The sequence below is a fragment of the Ruegeria sp. P8 genome (genome assembly GCF_056534665.1).
On sequence record NZ_JBQERC010000011.1, the window covers coordinates 82369 to 104213 of the forward strand.

General features: G+C 57.3%; 18 protein-coding genes and 1 tRNA gene. 14 read left to right on the forward strand and 5 right to left on the reverse strand.

The features are described from left to right. Positions 1–196: 196 nt before the first annotated feature. Entirely contained in the window at positions 197–805 is a 609-nt protein-coding gene (locus tag ACR0BZ_RS13720) for a LysE family translocator (RefSeq protein WP_480920484.1), read from the forward strand. A gap of 20 nt (positions 806–825) precedes the next feature. Here the strand turns inward: ACR0BZ_RS13720 and ACR0BZ_RS13725 are convergent, their stop codons facing one another. Then, positions 826–2853, reverse strand: a complete 2028-nt coding sequence (locus ACR0BZ_RS13725) for an FAD-dependent oxidoreductase (RefSeq protein WP_480920485.1) — start codon at positions 2851–2853, stop codon at positions 826–828. Between the two features lie 137 nt (positions 2854–2990). Here ACR0BZ_RS13725 and ACR0BZ_RS13730 point away from each other — a divergent pair, with 137 nt between their 5' ends. Both ACR0BZ_RS13730 and ACR0BZ_RS13735 read left to right on the forward strand, forming a co-directional pair. Further along, positions 2991–3476, forward strand: a complete 486-nt coding sequence (locus ACR0BZ_RS13730; protein WP_480773098.1) for an RNA pyrophosphohydrolase — start codon at positions 2991–2993, stop codon at positions 3474–3476. Between the two features lie 590 nt (positions 3477–4066). After that, positions 4067–4399 (forward strand): hypothetical protein, encoded by a 333-nt coding sequence (locus tag ACR0BZ_RS13735; RefSeq protein WP_480920486.1) that lies wholly within the window; start codon positions 4067–4069, stop codon positions 4397–4399. Positions 4400–4748: 349 nt separating this feature from the next. Here the strand turns inward: ACR0BZ_RS13735 and ACR0BZ_RS13740 are convergent, their stop codons facing one another. After that, a complete protein-coding gene (locus ACR0BZ_RS13740) occupies positions 4749–5096 on the reverse strand; it encodes a cupredoxin domain-containing protein (protein ID WP_480920487.1) in 348 nt (115 codons plus the stop codon). Further along, entirely contained in the window at positions 5096–5617 is a 522-nt protein-coding gene (locus ACR0BZ_RS13745) for a DUF4142 domain-containing protein (protein WP_480484586.1), read from the reverse strand. Before ACR0BZ_RS13745 ends, ACR0BZ_RS13740 begins: the two co-directional genes overlap by 1 nt. Positions 5618–5753: 136 nt before the next feature. Here ACR0BZ_RS13745 and ACR0BZ_RS13750 point away from each other — a divergent pair, with 136 nt between their 5' ends. Both ACR0BZ_RS13750 and ACR0BZ_RS13755 read left to right on the forward strand, forming a co-directional pair. Continuing rightward, a complete protein-coding gene (locus tag ACR0BZ_RS13750; RefSeq protein WP_480495906.1) occupies positions 5754–6707 on the forward strand; it encodes an AraC family transcriptional regulator in 954 nt (317 codons plus the stop codon). Between the two features lie 106 nt (positions 6708–6813). After that, positions 6814–7014: a hypothetical protein gene (locus ACR0BZ_RS13755; protein WP_480920488.1), complete on the forward strand. Its 201-nt coding sequence runs from the start codon at positions 6814–6816 to the stop codon at positions 7012–7014. A gap of 316 nt (positions 7015–7330) precedes the next feature. On the opposite strand, the gene ACR0BZ_RS13760 is transcribed toward ACR0BZ_RS13755, so the two are convergent. Further along, positions 7331–7417: transfer RNA gene (locus tag ACR0BZ_RS13760), tRNA-Leu, on the reverse strand. A 201-nt stretch (positions 7418–7618) separates the two neighbouring features. On the opposite strand from ACR0BZ_RS13760, the gene ACR0BZ_RS13765 reads away from it, so the two are divergent. Further along, entirely contained in the window at positions 7619–8602 is a 984-nt protein-coding gene (locus ACR0BZ_RS13765; RefSeq protein WP_480920489.1) for a complex I NDUFA9 subunit family protein, read from the forward strand. Here the strand turns inward: ACR0BZ_RS13765 and ACR0BZ_RS13770 are convergent, their stop codons facing one another. Then, complete coding sequence (locus tag ACR0BZ_RS13770) at positions 8603–9406, reverse strand: undecaprenyl-diphosphate phosphatase (protein ID WP_480538274.1); 804 nt, start codon at positions 9404–9406, stop codon at positions 8603–8605. A 231-nt stretch (positions 9407–9637) separates the two neighbouring features. Between ACR0BZ_RS13770 and ACR0BZ_RS13775 the strand changes: the two genes are divergently transcribed. The 8 genes from ACR0BZ_RS13775 (at position 9638) to ACR0BZ_RS13810 (ending at position 21844) form a co-directional block, all read left to right on the forward strand. Next, a complete protein-coding gene (locus tag ACR0BZ_RS13775; protein WP_480920490.1) occupies positions 9638–11071 on the forward strand; it encodes an NAD(P)-dependent oxidoreductase in 1434 nt (477 codons plus the stop codon). A gap of 24 nt (positions 11072–11095) precedes the next feature. After that, positions 11096–11533 (forward strand): GFA family protein, encoded by a 438-nt coding sequence (locus tag ACR0BZ_RS13780; protein ID WP_267363158.1) that lies wholly within the window; start codon positions 11096–11098, stop codon positions 11531–11533. Continuing rightward, positions 11530–16062 (forward strand): glutamate synthase large subunit, encoded by a 4533-nt coding sequence (gene gltB / locus ACR0BZ_RS13785; protein WP_480920491.1) that lies wholly within the window; start codon positions 11530–11532, stop codon positions 16060–16062. The genes ACR0BZ_RS13780 and gltB overlap by 4 nt, the downstream gene beginning before the upstream one ends. A gap of 181 nt (positions 16063–16243) precedes the next feature. Next, entirely contained in the window at positions 16244–17158 is a 915-nt protein-coding gene (locus ACR0BZ_RS13790; protein ID WP_480920492.1) for a Hint domain-containing protein, read from the forward strand. A 39-nt stretch (positions 17159–17197) separates the two neighbouring features. Then, complete coding sequence (mtgA, locus tag ACR0BZ_RS13795) at positions 17198–17932, forward strand: monofunctional biosynthetic peptidoglycan transglycosylase (protein ID WP_480506935.1); 735 nt, start codon at positions 17198–17200, stop codon at positions 17930–17932. A gap of 58 nt (positions 17933–17990) precedes the next feature. Further along, positions 17991–18656 (forward strand): FtsZ-binding protein FzlA, encoded by a 666-nt coding sequence (gene fzlA / locus ACR0BZ_RS13800; protein WP_480920493.1) that lies wholly within the window; start codon positions 17991–17993, stop codon positions 18654–18656. Between the two features lie 74 nt (positions 18657–18730). Next, positions 18731–19768, forward strand: a complete 1038-nt coding sequence (gene queG / locus ACR0BZ_RS13805) for a tRNA epoxyqueuosine(34) reductase QueG (RefSeq protein ID WP_480920494.1) — start codon at positions 18731–18733, stop codon at positions 19766–19768. A gap of 72 nt (positions 19769–19840) precedes the next feature. Next, positions 19841–21844 (forward strand): hydantoinase/oxoprolinase family protein, encoded by a 2004-nt coding sequence (locus ACR0BZ_RS13810; RefSeq protein ID WP_480920495.1) that lies wholly within the window; start codon positions 19841–19843, stop codon positions 21842–21844. Position 21845: the final 1 nt, after the last annotated feature.

A 21845-nucleotide genomic window follows, 5' to 3' on the forward strand; every position in this document is an offset into this window, starting at 1 on the left:
GGAAATCCGGTTTCATCGTCGTTGCCCTGTCCCGGTGTTTTGGCCGGGGACACGGTACCCCGAAAACCCTTTTCAAAGCCAAGTTTCACCACCCCGCCCAGCGGCGACACCGGGCCGCAACCCCTGTTCCCGGACCGATCGCTATTTACATCTTCGCGGATGTTCGCGACCCTGCGCGCATTTGCAGGGGGTTTGAATGTCACTGGAATTCTTCATCACATCCATGATCGTCGTGCTGCTGCCAGGCACCGGTGTCATCTACACACTGGCCGTTGGCCTTGGCCGCGGTTTCCGGGCCAGCGTTGCCGCCGCGGTCGGATGCACAGTGGGAATCGTTCCCGCTGCCGTGGCCAGTATCGTCGGGCTTGCCGCATTGCTGCACACCAGTGCCGTGGCGTTTCAGCTCGTGAAATACCTTGGTGTCATTTACCTTTTCTACATGGCGTGGGGCATCCTCAGGAGTGGCGGCGCCTTGGATGTCACCGCCGACAAGACCGCGAAAAGCAGTTTTAAGATTGCCGTCACCGGAACGCTCATCAACGTGCTGAACCCCAAGCTGTCGCTGTTCTTTCTGGCGTTTCTGCCGCAGTTCCTGCCAGCCGACACGGCGAACGCAGGGGGTGCGCTGATCCAGCTGGCCCTGGCCTTTATGGGCATGACCTTTGTTGTCTTCGTCGGATACGGGGGCTGCGCCGCACTGGCCCGCGACTATGTGATCCGCCGTCCAACGGTGATGACGTGGATCAGGCGGAGTTTTGCAACGGCCTTTGGCGCTCTGGGTGCAAAACTCGCGCTGTCCGACTAGGAAACGCTAAACCGGGGCGATCAGAACTTCGCCGCCAGCCGCGTGCCCTGATTGATCGCGCGCTTGGCATCCAGCTCGGCGGCGACATCCGCACCCCCGATCACATGGGGGGTGATGCCCCGCTCGATCAGCGCGTCCGCCAGTGACCGTTCGGACACCTGACCGGCACATAACACAATGGTATCGGCCGCGATTACCGTCGGGTCCGCGCGCTCTTCGCCAAAGCTGACATGCAGGCCGTCATCGTCGATGCGTTCATAATTCACGCCACCCACGAAATTGACGTTCTTCATCTTCAGCGTTGCCCGGTGAATCCAGCCAGTGGTTTTGCCCAAACCCTTGCCATGCGCCTGTTTCTTGCGTTGCAACAGGGTGACCTGACGTGCGGGGGCGCTGGGTTGCGGCCCCTCGGGCGCCAACCCTGCACGGTGCTCAGCCGGGTCCGTCACGCCCCATTCCTTCATCCATAGCGGCAGGTCGGTCGTGGCGCTGTGACCCTCTTCCAGCAGGAACTCGGACACATCAAAGCCGATGCCACCGGCCCCGATCACGGCAGCAGACTTGCCAACCTCGGCCTTGCCGCGCAGCACGTCGATGTAATTCACCACATTGTCCCGATCCTGCCCCGGTATCTGCGGATCACGTGGGCTGACGCCGGTGGCGATGACCACCTCGTCAAAGCCGGTCAGGTCATCTGCGCCTGCCTCGCGGTTCAGTTCGACAGTCACGCCCAGATCATCCATCATGGTACGGTACCAGTCGACCAGTCCCCAGAATTCTTCTTTCCCCGGCACCTGCTTGGCCATGTTCAGCTGCCCGCCGACCTCATCAGCGCGGTCGAACAGGGTAACATCGTGGCCGCGCTGGGCCGCAATCATTGCGGTCGACAGTCCGGCAGGACCTGCGCCCACAATGGCAATGGATTTGCGCGTTTTGGCCGGTTCAATCACCAGTTCGGTCTCATGACAGGCGCGCGGGTTCACGAGGCACGAGGTCAGCTTGCCGCTGAACGTGTGATCCAGACAGGCCTGATTGCAGGCAATGCAAGGCGCGATCTTCGCGGCCTCACCCGCAATCGCCTTGGCCACGAAATCCGCATCCGCCAGCATCGGGCGGGCCAGCGAGACCATGTCGGCGCAACCGGTCGACAGAACCTCTTCGGCCACCTCGGGGGTGTTGATCCGGTTCGATGTGATCACCGGTATCCCCACCTTGCCCATCAGCTTCTTGGTCACCCAGGCAAAGGCTGCGCGCGGCACGCTGGTGGCAATGGTCGGGATTCGCGCCTCGTGCCAGCCAATGCCGGTGTTGATGATCGTGGCCCCGGCTTTTTCGATCTCCTGCGCCAGTTGCACCACCTCGTCATGGGTCGATCCGTTGGGTACCAGATCGATCATCGACAGCCGGTAGATGATGATGAAATCGGTGCCCACCGCCTCGCGCGTGCGGCGCACCACCTCGATCGGCAGACGCATCCGGTTCTCATAAGACCCGCCCCAGCGGTCGGTGCGCTTGTTGGTATGGGTCACAAGGAACTGGTTCAGGAAGTACCCTTCCGACCCCATGACCTCGACCCCGTCATAACCTGCCTTTTGCGCCAGTACGGCGGCGTTGACGATATCGCTGATCTGCTTCTCGATGCCCTCTTCATCCAGCTCAGTGGGCGGGAACGGAGAGATGGGTGATTTCACCGGGCTGGGTGCCACGCATTTCGGCCCATAGGCATAACGACCTGCGTGCAGGATCTGCATCGCGATCTTGCCGCCTGCGTCATGTACGCGCTGCGTCACGATGGAATGGTGCGCCACGTCCTTTTCACTCACCATCATCGAGGCCCCCGGCAGGACCGAGCCTTCAAGGTTCGGACCTATCCCACCCGTCACCATCAGTGCCACGCCGCCCCGCGCCCGGTCGGCATAGAACTCGGCCACCCGGTTCCAGTCGCCGGTTTCCTCAAGCCCCGTATGCATCGAGCCCATCAGCACGCGGTTCTTCAACGTGGTAAAGCCCAGATCCAGCGGGGCCAGCATATTCGGGTACGCAGTCATGGCGGAACTCTCCCTCCAGAATTTGCCCGCTAGATTGACGTTCGCGTCAACTTTGTCACGCGAAACCCCACGTCACCCTCTTTGCTGTGGCGCCGGTGATTGCTAGAGGTGGGCGGAACAACCCGATGAGGCCGCGCATGACCCCCGAAGAAATCGCCAAACTGCCCTATCGCCCCTGCGTCGGGCTGATGCTGATGAATGCCGAGGGGAGGGTTTTTGTGGGTATGCGAAACGACGGCCCACAAGACGCCTGGCAAATGCCGCAGGGCGGTGTGGACAAGGGCGAAGATCCCCGCGACGCAGCCCTGCGAGAGCTGTGGGAGGAAACCGGGGTCACGGCTGATCTGGTCGAAATCATCGCCGAAACCGAGGGCTGGCTGCCCTATGACCTGCCCCATGACATCGTGCCCCACATTTGGAAAGGTCGCTATCGCGGGCAGGAACAGAAATGGTTCCTGCTGCGCTTCACCGGCGCCGACGATCAGATCAACATTGAAACTGATCACCCGGAATTTACCCGTTGGAAATGGCAAGAGCCCGACCAGCTGATCGCGGAAATCGTGCCCTTCAAGCGCGATGTGTATGAGCGTGTGGTCGAGGCATTCATGGCCCATCTGTCGTAACAGCGGCGACTGAACCGTAATGGCCCTTTTGCGAACACCATCACGCCTCGGAATGCGGGCGGCGTAGGGATTCGCTTGGCAAATGCCATAGACGGCTTGGGTTTCAAAGCCGCGCCACAATTCACATCACTGAACAGGGCGTAGGGTACCAAGGGTTCCGCCACGGAAATCGGAATCTAACGCCTTTGTGATCGACATTTTTCTTCAATATAACAATAAGTTGAATAGCGGTCGCTCTCCGTCGCCAAAATTGAGGCATAAACGCAGCATAAACCAAATTTACTCCAATTTCCGGCCACAATCTTGGGGCCAAAGTCGGCAACGCGTTCCAAGCTGGTGGAGTAAACAACCGTGAACTTTTGGTCGTTTTTCGCAAAATCGCATCCAGAAACATCGATTCAAATCTGTGATTTCAGAGACCGCACCCACCAGCTGATCGTGGGGAAATAGACCCGTAATCCTCTTAAGAAGGCCAAAGCAGAAAACATCCTGAAGGCCCGAATTCAACACAATAACCCTGCGGTGACCAACCAGTGCACCTGAAGGCGCTGCGCATAGATCAATATGTCCCTAGAACTGGAACCAATGAAATGAAGATAGCCAAGTTCGCTACCACTCTTGCTCTGACCGCCAATGTCGCAGCTGCTGAAGGGCAACAAGTCTTTACATGTGTATCGGATGTCGACGGTCAGGAAATTATTGCCAAACGCCCGGCAGAAAGTGACAAGGGAACCGTCGTTTTTCACAAAACAGAAGGTGACGCCACCGTTCTGCACGGGCTGGACGGCGTGACGTTCCTGCATATTGCGGGCAAGGATGTTTGGACACTTAGTCTGCATCTGTCAAAAATGACATATGAGCTTTCGGCGCACGGAACCGAAGTCTTCGAGGATCACGGCACCTGCACGGAAACCACAAGCTGATCCATTCCCAAGCCGGGACACGGTCCACGCCATCACCTTGCACGGCCTATGGTTGCCACAACCACTCATGCAAACCGACATTCCCCGAGGTTTTGACCCCCTCGTTCTCGGGGGCAATTGTCGGAAAGCCATTGAAATACTCAATTGCCTGGCACTCGTCTGCGGGTGTCTGATTGCTGAGTGATGAGTGTGGTCTGATGTTGTTGTAATCGTATTACCAAACGCGCCGGGTGGTAATCTCACCGAAAATTTGGGGCGTTTGGAAGTAGGTTTTTAACGGATGAATGAGGTGACTCTGATGAAGAAATCAAAGCACGGCGACGCTCAGTTTCCCGCGTGTAGCCGCTGATTAATCTTTCACTACGATAGCCCCCTTCATATGCGGGTGAAACACGCAGAAATAGGCATAAACCCCGGGTTTGTCGAATACCACGGCTGCCTTTTCGTTCCGCTCTAGCGGTCCGGTGTCCCAGTCTTGTATCTTTTGTTCCGTTGCGGTGTGAGGCGCGATGTCCAGATTGGTCCAGATCACCTCATCACCGACCGAAACTTCGAGTTTCTCAGGCGCGAACTTGAATTTGCGAATAGAAATCTGATGGCTGGTTGCCCCGGCGGACGCACCCAATGCGCCAGCCAGAAGAGTAAGCGGTGCCGCACCCAGTACGGCACCAAACTTTCTGCGTGACAGTACAGCCATCAGCCGCAATCCAGCCCAGACACCATCTGTTCGGCGTGGCCTTCATGCTGTTTGAATGTGGCAAGAGCATCCTGCAGCAGGTTGGTGAGCGGCTCAACGGTGGTGTTGGGGATGAACTCGTCCTCAACCGTTTTGTTCACGATCTGATGATAAGCGAGCTCATTCTGAGCGTAGGCGCAATCAAAGGCTTTACCGCGCAGCCCGCTCAGCTCATCGCGTTTCTCGACCGAACCTTTAACCAGGGCCTGGCTGAGGGCGTTGTCCTGGGGCGTTACATTCAGTTGTTGGATCAACGCCCCTGCAGCTTGGTTCACGGCCGCATGATCACGGATCATTGTGTTCGCAAAATCCCGAACGTCGTTATTGTCGGACACAGCAAGAGCAAGATGCGCATAGCGGATGTCGATTTCACCGGCAGTATACGCTGTATGCGCGATTTCAAGATCGTTCATCTTGTTCTCATCTGCAACAGCAGCATAGCCGACGACGACAAGAGCAGCAGAAAGGAAAACGGTTTTCATCTGGAATCTCCAAAGTTGATTGAAGCCCTGATATGCGTACAGTTTGCCTTGTCTTTGAATTACCTGCCGTCCAGAAGACATGCCCTATCGTTCGAACATGTAGACAGATATCGAACTCTTGGTAATATCAGCAACCATGCTTGATCTGCTAAGTGATATTCTGACCCGCCTGTCGCTCAAGGGGACACTGTATTTCCGCACCAGCCTTAGCGAACAGCCCTGGGGGATCCAGGTGCCGGCGTTTCAGAACGTGGCCCGGTTCCACTATGTACATCGCGGTGAGTGCGTAGTGCGCGTCGCAGGAGAAGATCGGGCGCTACGCCTTACCAAAGGCGATCTTGTCCTGGTTCCACACGGGGCGGCGCATACGTTGAATTGTCGTGTTTCGGGCCCGGAAGACGCCTTGCCGCTGGATGACGTGCTGGAAAGGTCCGGCTATGATGGTAAGGGTGTTCTGGTGTATGGCGGCAACGACCCCAACATGGAAAACCAGCTGATTTGTGGTCATTTTTCACTAGCCGAAGGATCAAGGCATCTGTTGCTTGACCGATTGCCGCCAAGCATTGTCATCCGGGATTATGGCGCCGAGGCCAGCGATTGGCTGGAAGCGACGTTGCGCGTGATAGGGTCCGAGGCAGGGTTCGGCCGTTTTGGAGGTGATTTGATTGCGCTGAAGATGTCAGAGGCGATTTTTGCGCAGGCTATCCGGTGCCATATCGAAGATACCGCCAGAACAGGGGGGAAACTCGCAGGTTTCGCCGATGTTCATCTTACCCGCGCATTGACGGCGTTCCATAATGACCCGACAGCGCAGTGGAGTGTCGATTCTTTGGCCAACAGGGCGGCATTGTCTCGGACAAGTTTCGCAATGCGGTTTTCCGAGAAGCTTGGGATCACACCGATGCAATATGTGACTGCATGGCGTATGCAGATTGCCCGCAGCGCGTTGGTAGAGAAAGGTGTCAGTGTTGCCGAGGCCGCGGATCTGAGTGGGTATTCCTCGGAAGCAGCGTTCAGTCGCGCATTCAAGAAAGAGATCGGGCAACCGCCTGCCAGATTTCGAACCTCTGCGTTACCCACTCAGGTCTGAACGATCTGCAATGTTGCCGGGGTATGCATTCATTCCACCGACAGTGATCAAAAGTACCTGTTGCTGAGGAGCACACTTTTCCGTCGCAAAACAACGGAGAAGAAAGTTGCCGCTATTTGCCACCAAAGAAATATCCGCCCTTATCGATAATCCCGCCGCCATCGCCATGATGGTGCCTCCTTTTGTTCTCGGACTGGGCATTTTCAACCTCTGTCTGACGTCAGACAGACTATTCGAGCGCGACCATTTCCTGCCTGCTTTCGGGGTCTTTTCCCATCAACCTGAAATACTCTTTCGGCCCTTCTGACACTTTTCCAGAACCTATCTTGTTCGGTGACTTTTCTGTGAGCCAGAACAGTCGCTTCCTTGGGGTCTTTCGTTTGGAGAGAAAATCGAGTTCGTTTCGATTGCTTAGCTTGGGGTAGCGCTTTCGAACGTCTTGGGGAACACGCCTACGAAATTACCAAACACCATTGGAGTTCTTTTGTTCAGTGTATCTAGCCATGATCAGAATCGCTTCTGCTTCAAAGATGATTAGAGGCATTGCGTCACCTCTTGTGTCACCTTTACAGGTCTAAAATTTCCGCTAAGTTCTTGGAATTTATATATTTTTGGGGAAGTAATGGTGCCCAGGAGAGGACTCGAACCTCCACGTCCATACGGACACTAGCACCTGAAGCTAGCGCGTCTACCAATTCCGCCACCTGGGCAGGTGTCGTGGAGCGGCGTTTAAGCTGACTGGCGGGGGGCGTCAACCGGATTCTGAATGAATTTTGAAAGTTTTTTGAATTCGGTTTTCGAACTGAGATTTTGGCCTGAGTATTTCATGACCGGCGCGGCGAATTAGTGCCTTGTTTGGCTGGCCTGCGAGCGTTAGTTCTAGAGCGCAATTTCTCAGCAGGAGCCCTCTCATGTCGAAACTGGTGACGATTTATGGCGGATCGGGATTTGTCGGTCGCTACATCGCGCGACGTATGGCGAGTGAGGGGTGGCGTGTGCGGGTGGCTGTACGACGCCCGAACGAAGCCATGTTCGTGAAACCCTACGGCGTCGTGGGACAGGTTGAGCCTGTGCTGTGCAATATCCGCGATGACGCCTCGGTCGCGCTGGCGATGCAGAGCGCCGATGTCGTGGTGAACTGCGTAGGTGTGCTGAATGAACTGGGCAAGAACGCGTTTGATGCCGTTCAGGCCGAAGGGGCCGAGCGTATTGCGCGCCTGGCCGCACAGCAGGGCATTGGTCGAATGGTGCATATTTCGGCCATCGGTGCGGATGCAAACGCGGCCAGCGATTATGCCCGGACCAAAGCGCTGGGCGAGGCAGGTGTGCTGAAGCACATACCGGATGCGGTGATCCTTCGCCCATCTGTAATCTTCGGTACCGAGGATCAGTTCTATAACCGATTTGCCGGGATGACCCGCATGGGTCCGTTCCTGCCAGTGGTTGGTGCCGAGACCAAATTCCAACCCGTCTACGTGGACGACGTGGCCCAGGCAGCGGTCAAAGGTATTCTGGGGCAGGCAGAGCCGGGCGTGTACGAGCTTGGCGGACCGGAAGTGAAAACCTTCCGCGCCCTGATGCAGCAGATGCTTGAAGTGATCCACCGGCGGCGCATCATTGTCGGTCTGCCGTTCTTTGCTGCCCGGATTATGGCGGGCGTGCTGGATATTGCGAAATTCGTCAGCTTCCAGCTGTTCTCGAACAACATTCTGACCCGCGATCAGGTCAGGAATCTGCGTCATGACAACGTGGTATCTGACGGGGCCAAGTCCTTTGCGGACCTAGGCATTGCGCCGACCACTCTGGAATCGGTGCTGCCGGAATATCTTTGGAAATTCCGCCCATCGGGGCAGTATGACGACATTCAGAACTCGGCGAAAAACCTGCGTATCTGATCAGCTGTAGGCCATGAACAACAATGCTGCGCCCAGAATGACGCGGTAGATCACATAGGGCGTAAAGCTGACACTGCGCAGCAGTCGCATCATAAGGCTAAGCGCCAATAGTGCTGAGACAAAAGCAAATGCCGCGGCAATGGCCCCATCCCGGGCCAGTTGCGCATCAGCGTCGCGTATCACATCCAGTGCAAGCAGTGTGCCAGAGGCCAGAATGGTTGGGATTGACATCAGCATGGCAATCCGCGCGCCGTCTTCTCTGGTATAGCCCAATTGACGTGCCCCTGTAATGGTGATCCCGGACCGCGATGTTCCGGGGATCAGCGCAAGAACCTGCCACAGCCCCATGACGAAAGCATCGCGAATACCCCAATCAGACGCCTCTTTCTTTTGGGGGCCTTTCTGGTCAATCCAATAAAGCAGCAGGCCAAAGCCCAGCATCGTCCACCCGATTACAGCGATCGAACGCATGGCCTCGCTTAACCCGGTCAGATGCAGAATCAGACCTGCAATCACGGTTGGAAGTGTCGCAATGATCAGACCAAGAGCCAAACGGGCCTGCGGCGTATCTGTCCGGCCGGTCAGGGCGCGCGGCACCCCGGCAAGAGCCTGCTTCACATCCGCCCAGAAATACAGAACGACCGCTCCAAGGGTTCCCACGTGCACCGCGATGTCTATGGCCTGACCCTGATCCTGAAGGCCCGACAAGTTCGGCAGCAGGATCAGGTGACCCGAAGACGAAATGGGCAAAAACTCAGTTATTCCCTGAATGATTGCCACGAGAATCAGGTGGAAAAGACTCATCTGCCCTGCCGTGCTGCCGCCACGTTTTTTATGTGGTGTATGGCTATAAGGGTGGTGGGGAAAAGGAAAGTCTTCATATAGGTCCGAATCGTACCTAAAATTCCTTTAAGAATTCACAGATTTCGAGTGAGCGGGTGGAAAATTCTCACAATAGGTCAGCATATATGACTTTTCATCCGTTTGCGCATCGCATAAAGAAATCCAACCAAGCCAATTCATGGAGTCTGACCCGTGGCCAAGCAACCGATGCTGAAATTTGTGCAGATCGACCGCGTCATGCCGGAAAAGCGTGCCGCCAATGACCGCAGAGAAGACTTTAACGAAATTTATGCCGAGTTCGCCGCCGAGAAAGCGGCAGAACAGGCCAGCCGTTGCAGTCAATGCGGTGTGCCCTACTGTCAATCGCACTGCCCGCTGCATAACAACATTCCCGACTGGTTGCGGCTGACTGCAACGGGACGGCTGGAAGAGGCTTACGAAACCAGCCAGGCGACAAACACCTTCCCCGAGATTTGTGGCCGCATCTGCCCGCAGGACCGTTTGTGCGAAGGAAATTGCGTGATCGAACAATCCGGCCACGGAACGGTCACCATCGGCACGATCGAAAAGTACATTACCGACACCGCGTGGGACAAAGGCTGGGTCAAACCAGTGGTCCCTGCGACAGAGCGCCGTGAAAGCGTCGGCATCATCGGTGGCGGGCCGGGCGGTCTTGCCGCGGCAGACATGCTGCGTCGGGCCGGTATTCAGGTCACGGTCTATGACCGCTACGACCGTGCGGGTGGGTTGCTGATGTATGGCATTCCGGGCTTCAAGCTTGAAAAAGAAGTCGTCCAGCGGCGCAACGACCTGTTGGCTGACGGCGGTGTCGAGTTCGTTTTGAACTGCGACGTGGACGCTGCCAAATTCGCGGAAATTCACGCCAAGCATGACGCGGTCATCATCGCGACGGGCGTTTACAAGTCGAGGGATCTGTCCATGCCGGGCAGTGGTCTTGCCGGGATCGAGAAGGCAATCGATTTCCTGACGGCATCAAACCGTAAAAGCTTTGGTGACACTGTTGAGGATTTCGACAACGGACGGCTGAATGCCGAGGGCAAGAAGGTTGTCGTGATCGGTGGTGGTGACACCGCGATGGATTGTGTACGCACGTCGATCCGTCAGGGCGCGACGTCAGTCAAATGCCTGTACCGTCGTGACCGGGCAAACATGCCGGGTTCGCAGCGCGAAACACAGAACGCCGAGGAAGAAGGCGTGGTATTCGAATGGCTCAGTGCGCCCAAGGGATTCACAGGTGACGACAAGGTTTCCGGCGTGATCGTGCAGAAGATGCGTCTGGGGCAACCCGATGCATCTGGTCGCCAGGCCCCCGAAGTGATCGAAGGCGCGGACTATGTCGAGGACGCCGATCTGGTGATCAAGGCGCTGGGTTTTGAACCCGAAGACCTGCCCACCCTGTTCGGGCAGCCCAACCTGCCCGTCACCCGATGGGGAACGGTCAGGGCAGCATTCCAGACCGGGGAAACCGAAATGGAAGGTGTGTACGCGATCGGGGACATTGTGCGCGGTGCCTCACTGGTCGTATGGGCGATCCGTGACGGGCGCGACTGCGCCGACGCGATCATCGACCGGTTCAACGCCAGGGCAGCCTTCGCGGCGGAATAACCCCAGCTTTCAGGAGGGTTCGAAATGTCGGAACTTCAAGGCCAATGCATGTGTGGTGCGGTCACAGTAACAGCTACACCAGCGCGGGATGCGCTGGGGGCGTGTCACTGTGACCAATGCCGTCGGTGGACGAGCTCGATGCTGGTGACGTTTCAGGCGAAAGAGGGCTATGCCGCGTTGGGCCCGGTCAAGACATTTACCTCGTCCGACTGGGCAGAACGTGCTTTTTGCGGCGATTGCGGATCCTCGCTCTGGTATCGGATCACGCTGCCAGGTGAGATGCACGGACAGACACAAATGGCGGCTGGCCTGTTTGAAAATGCAGCAGGTAACCCGCTGAAACTTGAACTTTATATCGACAAAAAGCCCGAGGGATACGCGTTCGCAGGTGAACGTCGGCAAATGACCAAAGCCGAGGTCGAAGCCATGTATTCCCCCTCTGACGAAGGAGACAGCCAATGACCAAATATGATGCCGATTGGGTGCGGGCAGAAGAAGCAAAACGCAAGTGGATGGCCGAAAATGGTCTCTATTCCGAAGCAGAAGAGCATTCTTCGTGCGGTGTAGGCCTCGTTGTGTCCGTGGATGGCAAACGGTCGCGCAAGGTGGTGGATGCCGGGATCGATGCCCTGAAAGCGATCTGGCATCGTGGAGCCGTGGACGCGGATGGCAAGACCGGCGATGGCGCAGGCATCCATGTGCAGATTCCGGTTCCCTTCTTCTATGATCAGGTTCGCCGCACGGGTCATGAACCCAAGCTGAATGAACTGATTGCTGTTGGTCAGGTTTTCCTGCCCCGCACCGATTTCGGCGCGCAGGAGCGGTGCCGGACCATCGTCGAAAGCGAAGTTCTGCGTATGGGTTACTACATCTATGGCTGGCGACACGTGCCGGTCGATGTGACTTGCCTGGGAGAAAAGGCCAACGCAACCCGCCCCGAGATTGAGCAGATCCTGATCTCGAACTCCAAGGGTGTGGACGAAGAAACTTTCGAGCGCGAGCTCTATGTCATCCGTCGCCGCATCGAAAAAGCGGCCTTGGTGTCGGGTATCTCGGGTCTTTATCTTGCGTCGCTGTCCTGCCGGTCGATCATCTACAAGGGTATGATGCTGGCCGAACAGGTCGCTGTATTCTATCCCGATCTGATGGACGAACGCTTTGAATCGGCATTCGCGATTTACCACCAGCGCTATTCGACCAACACGTTTCCGCAATGGTGGCTGGCGCAGCCATTCCGCATGCTGGCCCACAACGGCGAGATCAACACCCTCAAGGGCAACGTCAACTGGATGAAAAGCCATGAGATCCGGATGGCCAGCGGAACCTTTGGTGACTATGCTGAAGATATCAAGCCAATCATCGCAGGTGGTTCGTCAGATTCTGCGGCATTAGACTCGGTTTTCGAAGTGCTGGTGCGCGCGGGGCGGTCTGCCCCAATGGCAAAAACCATGCTGGTTCCGGAAAGCTGGTCCAAGCAGGCGGTCGAACTTCCGCAAGCGTGGCGCGACATGTATTCCTACTGCAACTCGGTGATGGAACCATGGGATGGCCCGGCCGCGCTGGCGATGACGGATGGGCGCTGGGTCTGCGCCGGCCTGGACCGGAATGGGCTGCGCCCCATGCGGTACGTTGTGACTGGCGATGGCCTTGTCATCGCAGGATCCGAGGCCGGAATGGTGCCGATCAACGAAGCTACCGTGACCGAAAAAGGCGCGTTGGGGCCGGGTCAGATGCTGGCGGTCGACATGAAAAAGGGCAAGCTGTACCGCGATACCCAAATCAAGAACAAACTGGCCCGCGCGCTGCCATTTGGCGAATGGGTTGGCAAGATAAACGATCTGGACGAAACGCTTGCGGGTGTGGCCGAAGCGCCGATCTTTGCGGGTGGCGAGTTGCGCAAGCGCCAGATTGCTGCGGGATACTCGGTGGAAGAGCTGGAACAAATCCTTGCTCCGATGGCGGAAGACGGCAAGGAAGCCTTGGCATCGATGGGTGATGATACGCCCTCGGCTGTCTTGTCAAAACAATACCGCCCGCTCAGCCATTTTTTCCGTCAGAACTTCAGCCAGGTGACCAACCCGCCGATCGACAGCTTGCGTGAATACCGCGTGATGTCGCTGAAAACCCGGTTTGCCAACCTCAAGAACGTGCTGGACGAAGACAGCAGCCAGACCGAGATCGTGGTTCTGGAAAGCCCCTTTGTCGGTAACGCGCAATGGGACAAGCTGGTTGAGAACTTCGATGCGCCGCTGGCGGAAATCGACTGTAGCTTCGAGGCTGGTCAAGGCGCATTAAGCGCGGCTTTGACCCGTATCAGAGCCGAATCCGAAGAGGCGGTGCGATCCGGTGCCGGGCATATCGTCTTGTCTGATATGCGGTCGGGCGAGGATCGGATTGCGATACCAATGATCCTCGCGACCAGCGCTGTGCATTCCCATTTGACGCGTCAGGGTTTGCGGACCTTCTGTTCGTTGAACGTCCGTTCGGCTGAATGTGTAGACCCGCATTACTTTGCCGTTCTGATCGGCTGTGGCGCGACTGTGGTGAACGCCTATCTGGCCGAGGATTCTTTGGCTGACCGTATCGACCGCGGTTTGCTGGACGGAAGCCTGACCGAAAACGTCGCGCGCTATCGCGAGGCGATCGATCAGGGCTTGCTGAAGATCATGGCCAAGATGGGCATCTCGGTCATTTCGTCTTATCGCGGTGGTCTGAACTTTGAGGCCGTTGGCCTCAGCCGTGCAATGGTGGCCGAGTATTTCCCCGGAATGACCAGCCGTATCTCGGGCATAGGCATCAAAGGTATTCAGGCCAAGGCCGAGGAAATTCATGCCAAGGGCTGGAACAGCGGTCTGGATGTGCTGCCCATCGGTGGTTTCTACAAGGCGCGTAAGTCGGGCGAGACCCACGCGTGGGAAGCGACCTCGATGCACATGATGCAGATGGCCTGCAACAAGGCCTCGTATGAGCTGTGGAAACAGTATTCTGCCAAGATGCAATCGAACCCGCCGATCCATCTGCGCGACCTGATGGATTTCAAACCACTGGGCAAGCCGGTGCCGATCGAAGAGGTGGAATCGATCACCTCAATCCGCAAACGCTTTGTCACACCAGGTATGTCGCTGGGCGCATTGTCGCCAGAAGCTCATAAAACACTGAACGTGGCGATGAACCGGATCGGTGCGAAATCCGACAGTGGCGAAGGTGGCGAAGACCCGGCGCATTTCGTGCCTGAACCCAATGGTGACAACCCTTCGGCCAAGATCAAACAGGTGGCTTCAGGTCGGTTCGGTGTGACTGCGGAATACCTCAACCAGTGTGAGGAGCTTGAGATCAAGGTCGCTCAGGGTGCAAAACCCGGTGAGGGTGGCCAGTTGCCGGGTATGAAGGTTACTGACCTTATCGCGCGCCTGCGTCATTCGACCAAGGGCGTGACGCTGATCTCACCGCCGCCGCACCACGATATCTATTCGATCGAGGATCTGGCGCAGCTGATCTACGATCTGAAGCAGATCAACCCGCGCTGCAAGGTGACGGTCAAGCTGGTTGCGTCCTCGGGCGTTGGCACGATTGCTGCCGGTGTAGCCAAAGCGAAAGCGGATATTATCCTTATTTCGGGTCACAATGGCGGTACAGGCGCGTCGCCTGCGACCTCGATCAAATATGCCGGTTTGCCGTGGGAGATGGGCCTGACCGAGGCGCATCAGGTTCTTGCGATGAACAACCTGCGGGATCGCGTCACCCTGCGGACCGACGGTGGTCTGCGTACCGGGCGCGACATTGTCATGGCCGCGATGATGGGGGCCGAGGAATACGGCATCGGTACCGCCGCGCTGATCGCCATGGGTTGTATCATGGTGCGTCAGTGTCAGTCGAACACTTGTCCGGTGGGCGTGTGTACGCAGGATGAATCCCTGCGCGCCAAGTTCACCGGCAATGCGGATAAAGTGGTGAACCTGATCACTTTCTATGCCCAGGAAGTGCGAGAGTTGCTGGCCAGCCTCGGTGCGCGCTCGGTTGACGAGATCATCGGCCGAGCCGACCTGTTGGCTCAGGTCAGCCGGGGATCGGCGAATCTGGACGATCTGGACCTCAATCCGCTGCTGATCACTGTCGATGGGGCACATAACATTGTCTACAACCGCGACAAAGAGCGCAACGCGGTGCCGGATACGCTGGACGCCGAAATCGTTCGTGATGCGGCCCGGTTCCTGAAGGATGGTGAAAAGATGCAGCTGTCTTATGCCGTGCAGAACACGCACCGGACCGTTGGAACCCGTGTGTCCAGCCATATTGTGCAGAATTTCGGGATGCGGAACACCTTTCAGGACGACCATCTGCATGTGAAGTTGCAAGGCTCTGCCGGGCAATCGCTGGGAGCTTTTGCGGCCCCTGGTCTGAAGCTGGAAGTGTCGGGCGATGCCAATGACTATGTCGGTAAGGGCCTGTCCGGCGGCATGATCGTCGTGCGCCCACCACAGGTCAGCCCGCTGAAAGCAGATGACAATACGATCATTGGCAATACGGTTCTTTATGGGGCCACCGACGGGTACCTGTTCGCGGCCGGTCGCGCCGGTGAACGGTTCGCGGTCCGGAACTCTGGCGCCAAGGTTGTTGTCGAGGGGTGCGGTTCCAACGGGTGTGAATACATGACCGGCGGTGTTGCCGTTATCCTTGGAGCGATCGGAGCCAACTTTGGTGCAGGCATGACAGGCGGAATGGCCTATCTGTATGATCCCGAAGGCAAGGCCGAGGCGCTGATGAACAGGGAAACGCTGGTCACTTGCCCGGTCACTGTGGACCACTGGGAAGAGCAACTGAAAACGCTCATCATGCGCCATGCTGCTGAATCGCAAAGCCGCAAGGCTGCTGATATTCTTCAGCATTGGGATGTGGAAAAAGGCAACTTCCTGCAGGTTTGCCCAAAGGAAATGCTGAACAAACTCAGCCACCCGCTGAGTGTTGAAGCCAAAGCAGTTCCGGCGGAATAAGCCGAAACCTTTTGTCTCTCAAGGCCCCGCGTGTCATTTGCACCACGCGGGGTTCGTATGTTAACGACGTTTCAGTGCAGGTCTTGCCCGTTTATCCGAAAATCGCCAATCTTTCTTCACACTCAGGCGACAATCATGGGCCGATCTAGGCGCCAGATGATAAGCAGACAGGGGCAACCGGATGCCAACACCGTATCAGGATCAGTTTTATACTTTCGATCCAGCAAACCCGCCGCCTGCGGGAACGGCAGTCGCTGTTAGCAGTTTCACTTTAGTCGATGCTGATGATGACAACGAAATCGATGCGCCAAGTGGCGATACCGTCAACGGTCAGGACGTCACGAATTCCTGGCCGGGGGACACTGTTACCATCAACGTGGCGGGCGTCGGGAACGTAACCTATACAGGCACCACGTTTTATCTGGCTGACGGATCTCGGGTATTCACACCGACAGACGGTCAGGTCCTGCAGCCGGGAACATTTGTTTCAGCCACCTTCGTCAACACACAGGGGCCACTGAATGTCGGCAATCTGGGTCCACCCTGTTTCACACCGGGCACGATGATAATGACCGCGGATGGGGAACGCGCGGTAGAAAATCTTGAAGTCGGTGATCTGGTCACCACAGTGGATCATGGCCCCCAGCCTTTGATCTGGGTTGGGCGTACAGTAGTGGCGGCCGAAGGAAAGCTGGCCCCGATCCGGTTTGAGGCCGGGGTATTCGACCTGGATCGTCCGCTGCTTGTTTCGCCTCAGCATCGGATGCTGGTTGAAGACTGGCGGGCCTCGTACCTGTCCGGGCACGCTGAAGCGCTGATTCCCGCACATGCTCTGGTCAACGGAAAATCGGTGACCCGGGTGGAAGGTGGCGAGGTGGAGTATTTCCACCTTTTGTTCAAGCAGCACGAGATCGTCATTGCCAATGGTGGCAAAAGCGAAAGCTACTATCCGGGGCATGCGTTGTCGGCCTCGGACCGCGAAACGCAGAGCGAGGTCTTGCACTTGTTCCCTGAGTTGGCAGGTCATGATCCGATGTCGGTGGAAACCGCACGCCCGGTTGTTCACCCGCGCGAAGCGCGTGCCTTCGCGATTTAGGCCGTTTCAAACCCGGACCGCGCGTCGTATAGCTGAGGTATGGCGAAGAAAGCAGCCCGCAAATCAAGCGGTAAGAAAAACAAGGCATCCAATAGGAAATCACCAACGGTGCGCCAGATTCGCCGTTGGCTGACTCGTGTGGTTGCGGCAACTGCCGGAGCTTTGCTTGCGATAATCCTGTTGTATTCGGTTGTGAACCCACCTGTAACACATACGATCTGGTCGGAATGGCGTCGATTGGGAAAGGTTGAGCGCGAATGGGTGCCGATCGAAGAAATGACCCCGATCATGGCGCGTTCGGTCGTGGCAGCAGAGGATGCAAATTTCTGCCTGCACTGGGGATTTGACGTAGAGGCCATTCGCGATGCGCTTGAGGACGGCGGAAATCGCGGCGCCTCGACCATTACACAGCAAGTGGTAAAGAACGTATTTCTTTGGCAAGGGCGCAGTTGGATACGCAAGGCGCTGGAAACTTCGATCACTCCTGTGGTCGAAATTTTCTGGAGCAAGCAGCGCATCCTTGAGGTCTATCTGAATGTTGCTGAAACCGGGAATGGCGTTTTTGGGGTCGAGGCTGCTGCGCAACGTTATTTCAACACCAGCGCTTCAAAGCTTACCTCGGTTCAGGCGGCGCGGATTGCCGCCATTCTGCCGTCACCGCGCAACAGATCGGTCACTGACCCGACGGCGCGAACGCGAAGGCGGGCGGCATCTATTCTGGATGGGGCGGCCACCATCCGCGCAGATGGTCGCGCAGATTGTTTCGAGGATTGAAACCCATCGCCTGCAAAGGCTAAATCTGTCGGGTACTCACTGGTTCGATTGGAAGCCCATGGCGCGTCTGTTTCATGTTCCCCTCTCTCCGTATTGCCGCAAGGTTCGGCTGTCTCTGGCGGAAAAGAAGATTGAGGTTGAGCTTGTCGAAGAGCGATACTGGGAGCAAGACCCCGACTTTTTGCGCCGAAACCCTGCGGGCAAAGTACCAGTATTGCGTCTGGACGGGCAAATGATGTCGGAAAGCGCGGCGATCTGCGAATATATCGAGGAAACCCGTCCCGAACCGCCATTAATGCCAAAAAGCCCCGAAGCCCGATACGAAGTGCGGCGCCTTGTCGGCTGGTTTGACGACAAATTCCACCAAGAGGTGACGTCGAAGCTGCTGTACGAACGGGTAAACAAAAAAGTGACGGGTCAAGGCTATCCGGACAGCAAGAATGTCAAGCTGGGTGCCAAAGCGATCAAGTACCACCTGGATTATATGGCATGGCTGCTGGATCACCGCCGGTGGTTGGCCGGTGACCAGATGACACTGGCTGATTTCGCGGCGGCGGCGCACCTGTCTTCGCTGGATTACATCTCGGACGTGGACTGGAACCGCAGCCAGGTGGTCAAGGACTGGTATGCCAAGATCAAGTCTCGACCGGCATTTCGGTCCATTCTGGCGGATCAGGTGCCAGGGTTCCGGCCGCCGCCCCATTACGCTGATCTGGATTTCTGATAGGGTACGCCAGGGGGGCTGTCTGCCCCCCATCGCGCAGATGCGCGATTCCCCCCGAGGATATTTTTGGCCAGATGAAGAGCGGATCGGATTTGAAGGAAAAGCTGGTTCAGCAGGCCCTTGCAGAGGGGTTTGTTGCGTGCCGTGTCTGCCGCCCGTGGGATGTTCCAAAGGTTCCCGAGCGTCTGGCCGCATTCCTGGACGCCGGGTATCATGGGCAGATGGGGTGGATGGCGGAGCGGACGCATTGGCGCGGTGATCCTGCGGCCCTTTGGCCCGAGGCGCGATCAGTGATCATGCTGGCAGAGAGTTACACGCCGGAACATGATCCGACAGACGTCTTGCAGCAACACGGCCACGGGGCGATTTCTGTCTATGCGCAGAACAAAGACTATCATGATCTGGTCAAGAAGCGACTGAAGCGCCTGGCGCGGTGGCTGATTGCCGTGGCGGGCGGCGAGGTTAAGGTGTTTGTTGACACTGCACCCGTGCCGGAGAAAGCCTTGGGGCAGGCTGCCGGGTTGGGTTGGCAGGGGAAACACACAAACCTCGTCAGCCGAGAATGGGGTAATTGGGCCTTCATAGGCTCTGTTTTTTCAACTTTGGATATACCCGCAGATCCTGCTGAGATTGATCGCTGCGGGTCTTGTCGGGCCTGTTTGGACAGCTGCCCCACGGACGCCTTTCCGGGCCCGTATCAATTAGATGCACGGCGGTGCATTTCCTATCTGACCATTGAACATAAAGGCCCTGTGGAGCCCGAACTCCGCGGAAAGCTGGGCAATCGAATCTACGGCTGTGACGATTGCCTGGCGGCTTGCCCGTGGAACAAGTTTGCGGTTGCCGCAAGTGACATACGCTATGCCGCGCGCGAAGATCTGGCGGCGCCTGCGCTGGAAGAGCTGGTGACGCTTGATGATACTTCTTTCCGAGCGAAGTTCTCTGGCTCACCCATCAAACGGATTGGGCGCGACCGGTTTGTGCGCAACGTGCTTTACGCCATTGGAAACTCGGGGCACCCGAATTTGAGGGCTGCGGCCCAGGGTTTGACAGATGACCCGGATGAAACCGTAGCCGACGCAGCGCGCTGGGCGGTGGAACAACTTTTGTAATTGCCGCAAACAGGCTGGACGTGTCGGCCCCAATCGCTACACCAATCTGCAGCGAACAGTAAGGAGAACCCGATGGCGCTGGCTTTGGGGGTGGATACGGGTGGAACCTATACCGATGCGGTACTGGTCCGGGATGAAAAAGAGGTGATAGCCTCAGCCAAGTCCTTGACCACACGCGCGGATCTGGCAATTGGTGTAGGCAAGGCGATTTCTGCCGTTCTGGAGCAGGCAAAAGTTACGCCGGATCAGATTTCAATGGCCTCTTTGTCCACGACATTGGCGACAAATGCCTTGGTCGAAGGGCAGGGCGGGCGCGTTGCGTTGATCTATATCGGATTCAAAGACAGCGACCTTGAAAAGCACGGTTTGAAGGACGCGTTAAAAGGGGACCCGGCCCTGGTTATGTCTGGTGGGCATTCCCATTCAGGCAGCGAAGCTGCGCCATTGGATATTGCAGCGCTGGAGCAATTTTTAGGCTCTCATAAGGGCATTTCAGGCTTTGCCATAGCCGCTCAGTTTGCCACACGAAATCCCGCGCATGAACTGGAAGCCGCACGGATCGTTTTGGAAAGAACCGGGGCTCCGGTCACATGTTCGCATCACTTGTCGGCAAAGCTGAACGGGCCGAAACGCGCCGTGACGGCCGTGTTGAATGCACGGCTGATCGGGATGATCGACCGTTTGATCGGGCGGGCGCAGGACCAGCTGCGCGAGTTGGGGATAATGGCCCCGATGATGGTCGTGCGCGGTGATGGGGCGTTGATGAGTGCTGAACAGGCGCGTGAACGCCCCATTGAAACGATCCTGAGCGGACCTGCCGCGTCAATTGTAGGCGCGCGCTGGTTGACCGGCGCAGAGAATGCGTTGGTGTCGGATATTGGCGGTACGACAACTGACGTGGCGTTGATCCGTGACGGCAAGCCCGCGATCGACTCGGCCGGGGCACAAGTAGGCGGGTTCCGCACAATGGTCGAGGCCGTTGCGATGCGCACCCATGGCCTTGGAGGTGATAGTCAGGTGCATGTCGTGACCGAGGGATTGCAGGGCGGTGTGTTTCTGGGGCCGCGCCGCGTTCTTCCGGTATCCTTGATCGCTTCGGAAGCGCCCGAGATCGTTCATGCCATTCTGGACGAGCAATTGCGGGCCACGACGGTGGGTGAGCACGATACGCGCTTTGCCCGTCGCGTGCCGGGAATACATGACGACGGTATAGATGTACGCGAAGAAGCCCTGCTAGAGCGGTTGGGAGATCAGGTTCTGCCGATTGGTTCTTTGCTTCGGTCCCGAATGGAAAGCGGCGCATTGACCCGGTTGGTGGATCGCGGGATCGTTCAGATCTCGGGCGTGACACCGTCGGATGCCAGCCATGTACTGGGGCGGGTGGATGCCTGGGATGCGGATGCCGCCCGTAAGGCTCTTGAACTGGTCGCGCGCAAACGGGTCGGGTCCGGGGATATGTTGGCAAACTCCCCTGAAGCGCTGGCGCAGATGATCGTGGACCAGTTGACAAAACAGACCAGTTTGACCTTGTTAGAGGCTGCTTTTGATGAGGAACCGGACAGTTTCGGGCTGCCGTCACAGGAGCTGGCGCGGCATATCCTGACACAGCGCGGATTGGCGCAGCATCGCGGTTTGTTGTCGCTGACTGCAGCCTTGAACGTTGATGTTGTGGGGCTTGGGGCGTCAGCCGCCAGCTATTACCCGGCGGTCGGTGAACGGCTGCACTGCCGAATGATCCTGCCAGAACATGCGGGTGTAGCCAATGCGATTGGTGCCGTCGTGGGGCGGGTGACCTTACGGCGATCGGGCACGGTGACAAGTCCCGCCGAAGGGCGGTATCGTGTACATCTCGAGGGCGGGCCCAAGGATTTTTCCGCATCAGAAGATGCGCTGGCTTTGCTGGAAAATGTTCTGAGGTCGGAAGCTGAAGGCGCGGTGCGCGAAGCTGGTGCAGAAGATATCCGCGTGATCGTGGATCGCGACATCAAAACCGCGCGGGTCGAAGCCAATGATGTGTTTGTCGAGGCAATGATCACGGTCGAGGCTAGCGGGCGACCGCGGGTTGCGGCGGGCTAGC

Excerpts from the sequence above, each read along its gene's own strand:
- fzlA (WP_480920493.1), top strand. The coding sequence starts at position 17,991 with ATGGCGCGTCTGTTTCATGTTCCCCTCTCTCCGTATTGCCGCAAGGTT.
- ACR0BZ_RS13745 (WP_480484586.1), bottom strand. The coding sequence starts at position 5,617 with ATGAAAACCGTTTTCCTTTCTGCTGCTCTTGTCGTCGTCGGCTATGCT.
- ACR0BZ_RS13765 (WP_480920489.1), top strand. The coding sequence starts at position 7,619 with ATGTCGAAACTGGTGACGATTTATGGCGGATCGGGATTTGTCGGTCGC.
- gltB (WP_480920491.1), top strand. The coding sequence starts at position 11,530 with ATGACCAAATATGATGCCGATTGGGTGCGGGCAGAAGAAGCAAAACGC.
- ACR0BZ_RS13730 (WP_480773098.1), top strand. The coding sequence starts at position 2,991 with ATGACCCCCGAAGAAATCGCCAAACTGCCCTATCGCCCCTGCGTCGGG.
- ACR0BZ_RS13735 (WP_480920486.1), top strand. The coding sequence starts at position 4,067 with ATGAAGATAGCCAAGTTCGCTACCACTCTTGCTCTGACCGCCAATGTC.
- ACR0BZ_RS13725 (WP_480920485.1), bottom strand. The coding sequence starts at position 2,853 with ATGACTGCGTACCCGAATATGCTGGCCCCGCTGGATCTGGGCTTTACC.
- ACR0BZ_RS13810 (WP_480920495.1), top strand. The coding sequence starts at position 19,841 with ATGGCGCTGGCTTTGGGGGTGGATACGGGTGGAACCTATACCGATGCG.
- ACR0BZ_RS13780 (WP_267363158.1), top strand. The coding sequence starts at position 11,096 with ATGTCGGAACTTCAAGGCCAATGCATGTGTGGTGCGGTCACAGTAACA.
- ACR0BZ_RS13770 (WP_480538274.1), bottom strand. The coding sequence starts at position 9,406 with ATGAGTCTTTTCCACCTGATTCTCGTGGCAATCATTCAGGGAATAACT.
- ACR0BZ_RS13750 (WP_480495906.1), top strand. The coding sequence starts at position 5,754 with ATGCTTGATCTGCTAAGTGATATTCTGACCCGCCTGTCGCTCAAGGGG.
- queG (WP_480920494.1), top strand. The coding sequence starts at position 18,731 with ATGAAGAGCGGATCGGATTTGAAGGAAAAGCTGGTTCAGCAGGCCCTT.
- mtgA (WP_480506935.1), top strand. The coding sequence starts at position 17,198 with ATGGCGAAGAAAGCAGCCCGCAAATCAAGCGGTAAGAAAAACAAGGCA.
- ACR0BZ_RS13720 (WP_480920484.1), top strand. The coding sequence starts at position 197 with ATGTCACTGGAATTCTTCATCACATCCATGATCGTCGTGCTGCTGCCA.
- ACR0BZ_RS13740 (WP_480920487.1), bottom strand. The coding sequence starts at position 5,096 with ATGGCTGTACTGTCACGCAGAAAGTTTGGTGCCGTACTGGGTGCGGCA.
- ACR0BZ_RS13790 (WP_480920492.1), top strand. The coding sequence starts at position 16,244 with ATGCCAACACCGTATCAGGATCAGTTTTATACTTTCGATCCAGCAAAC.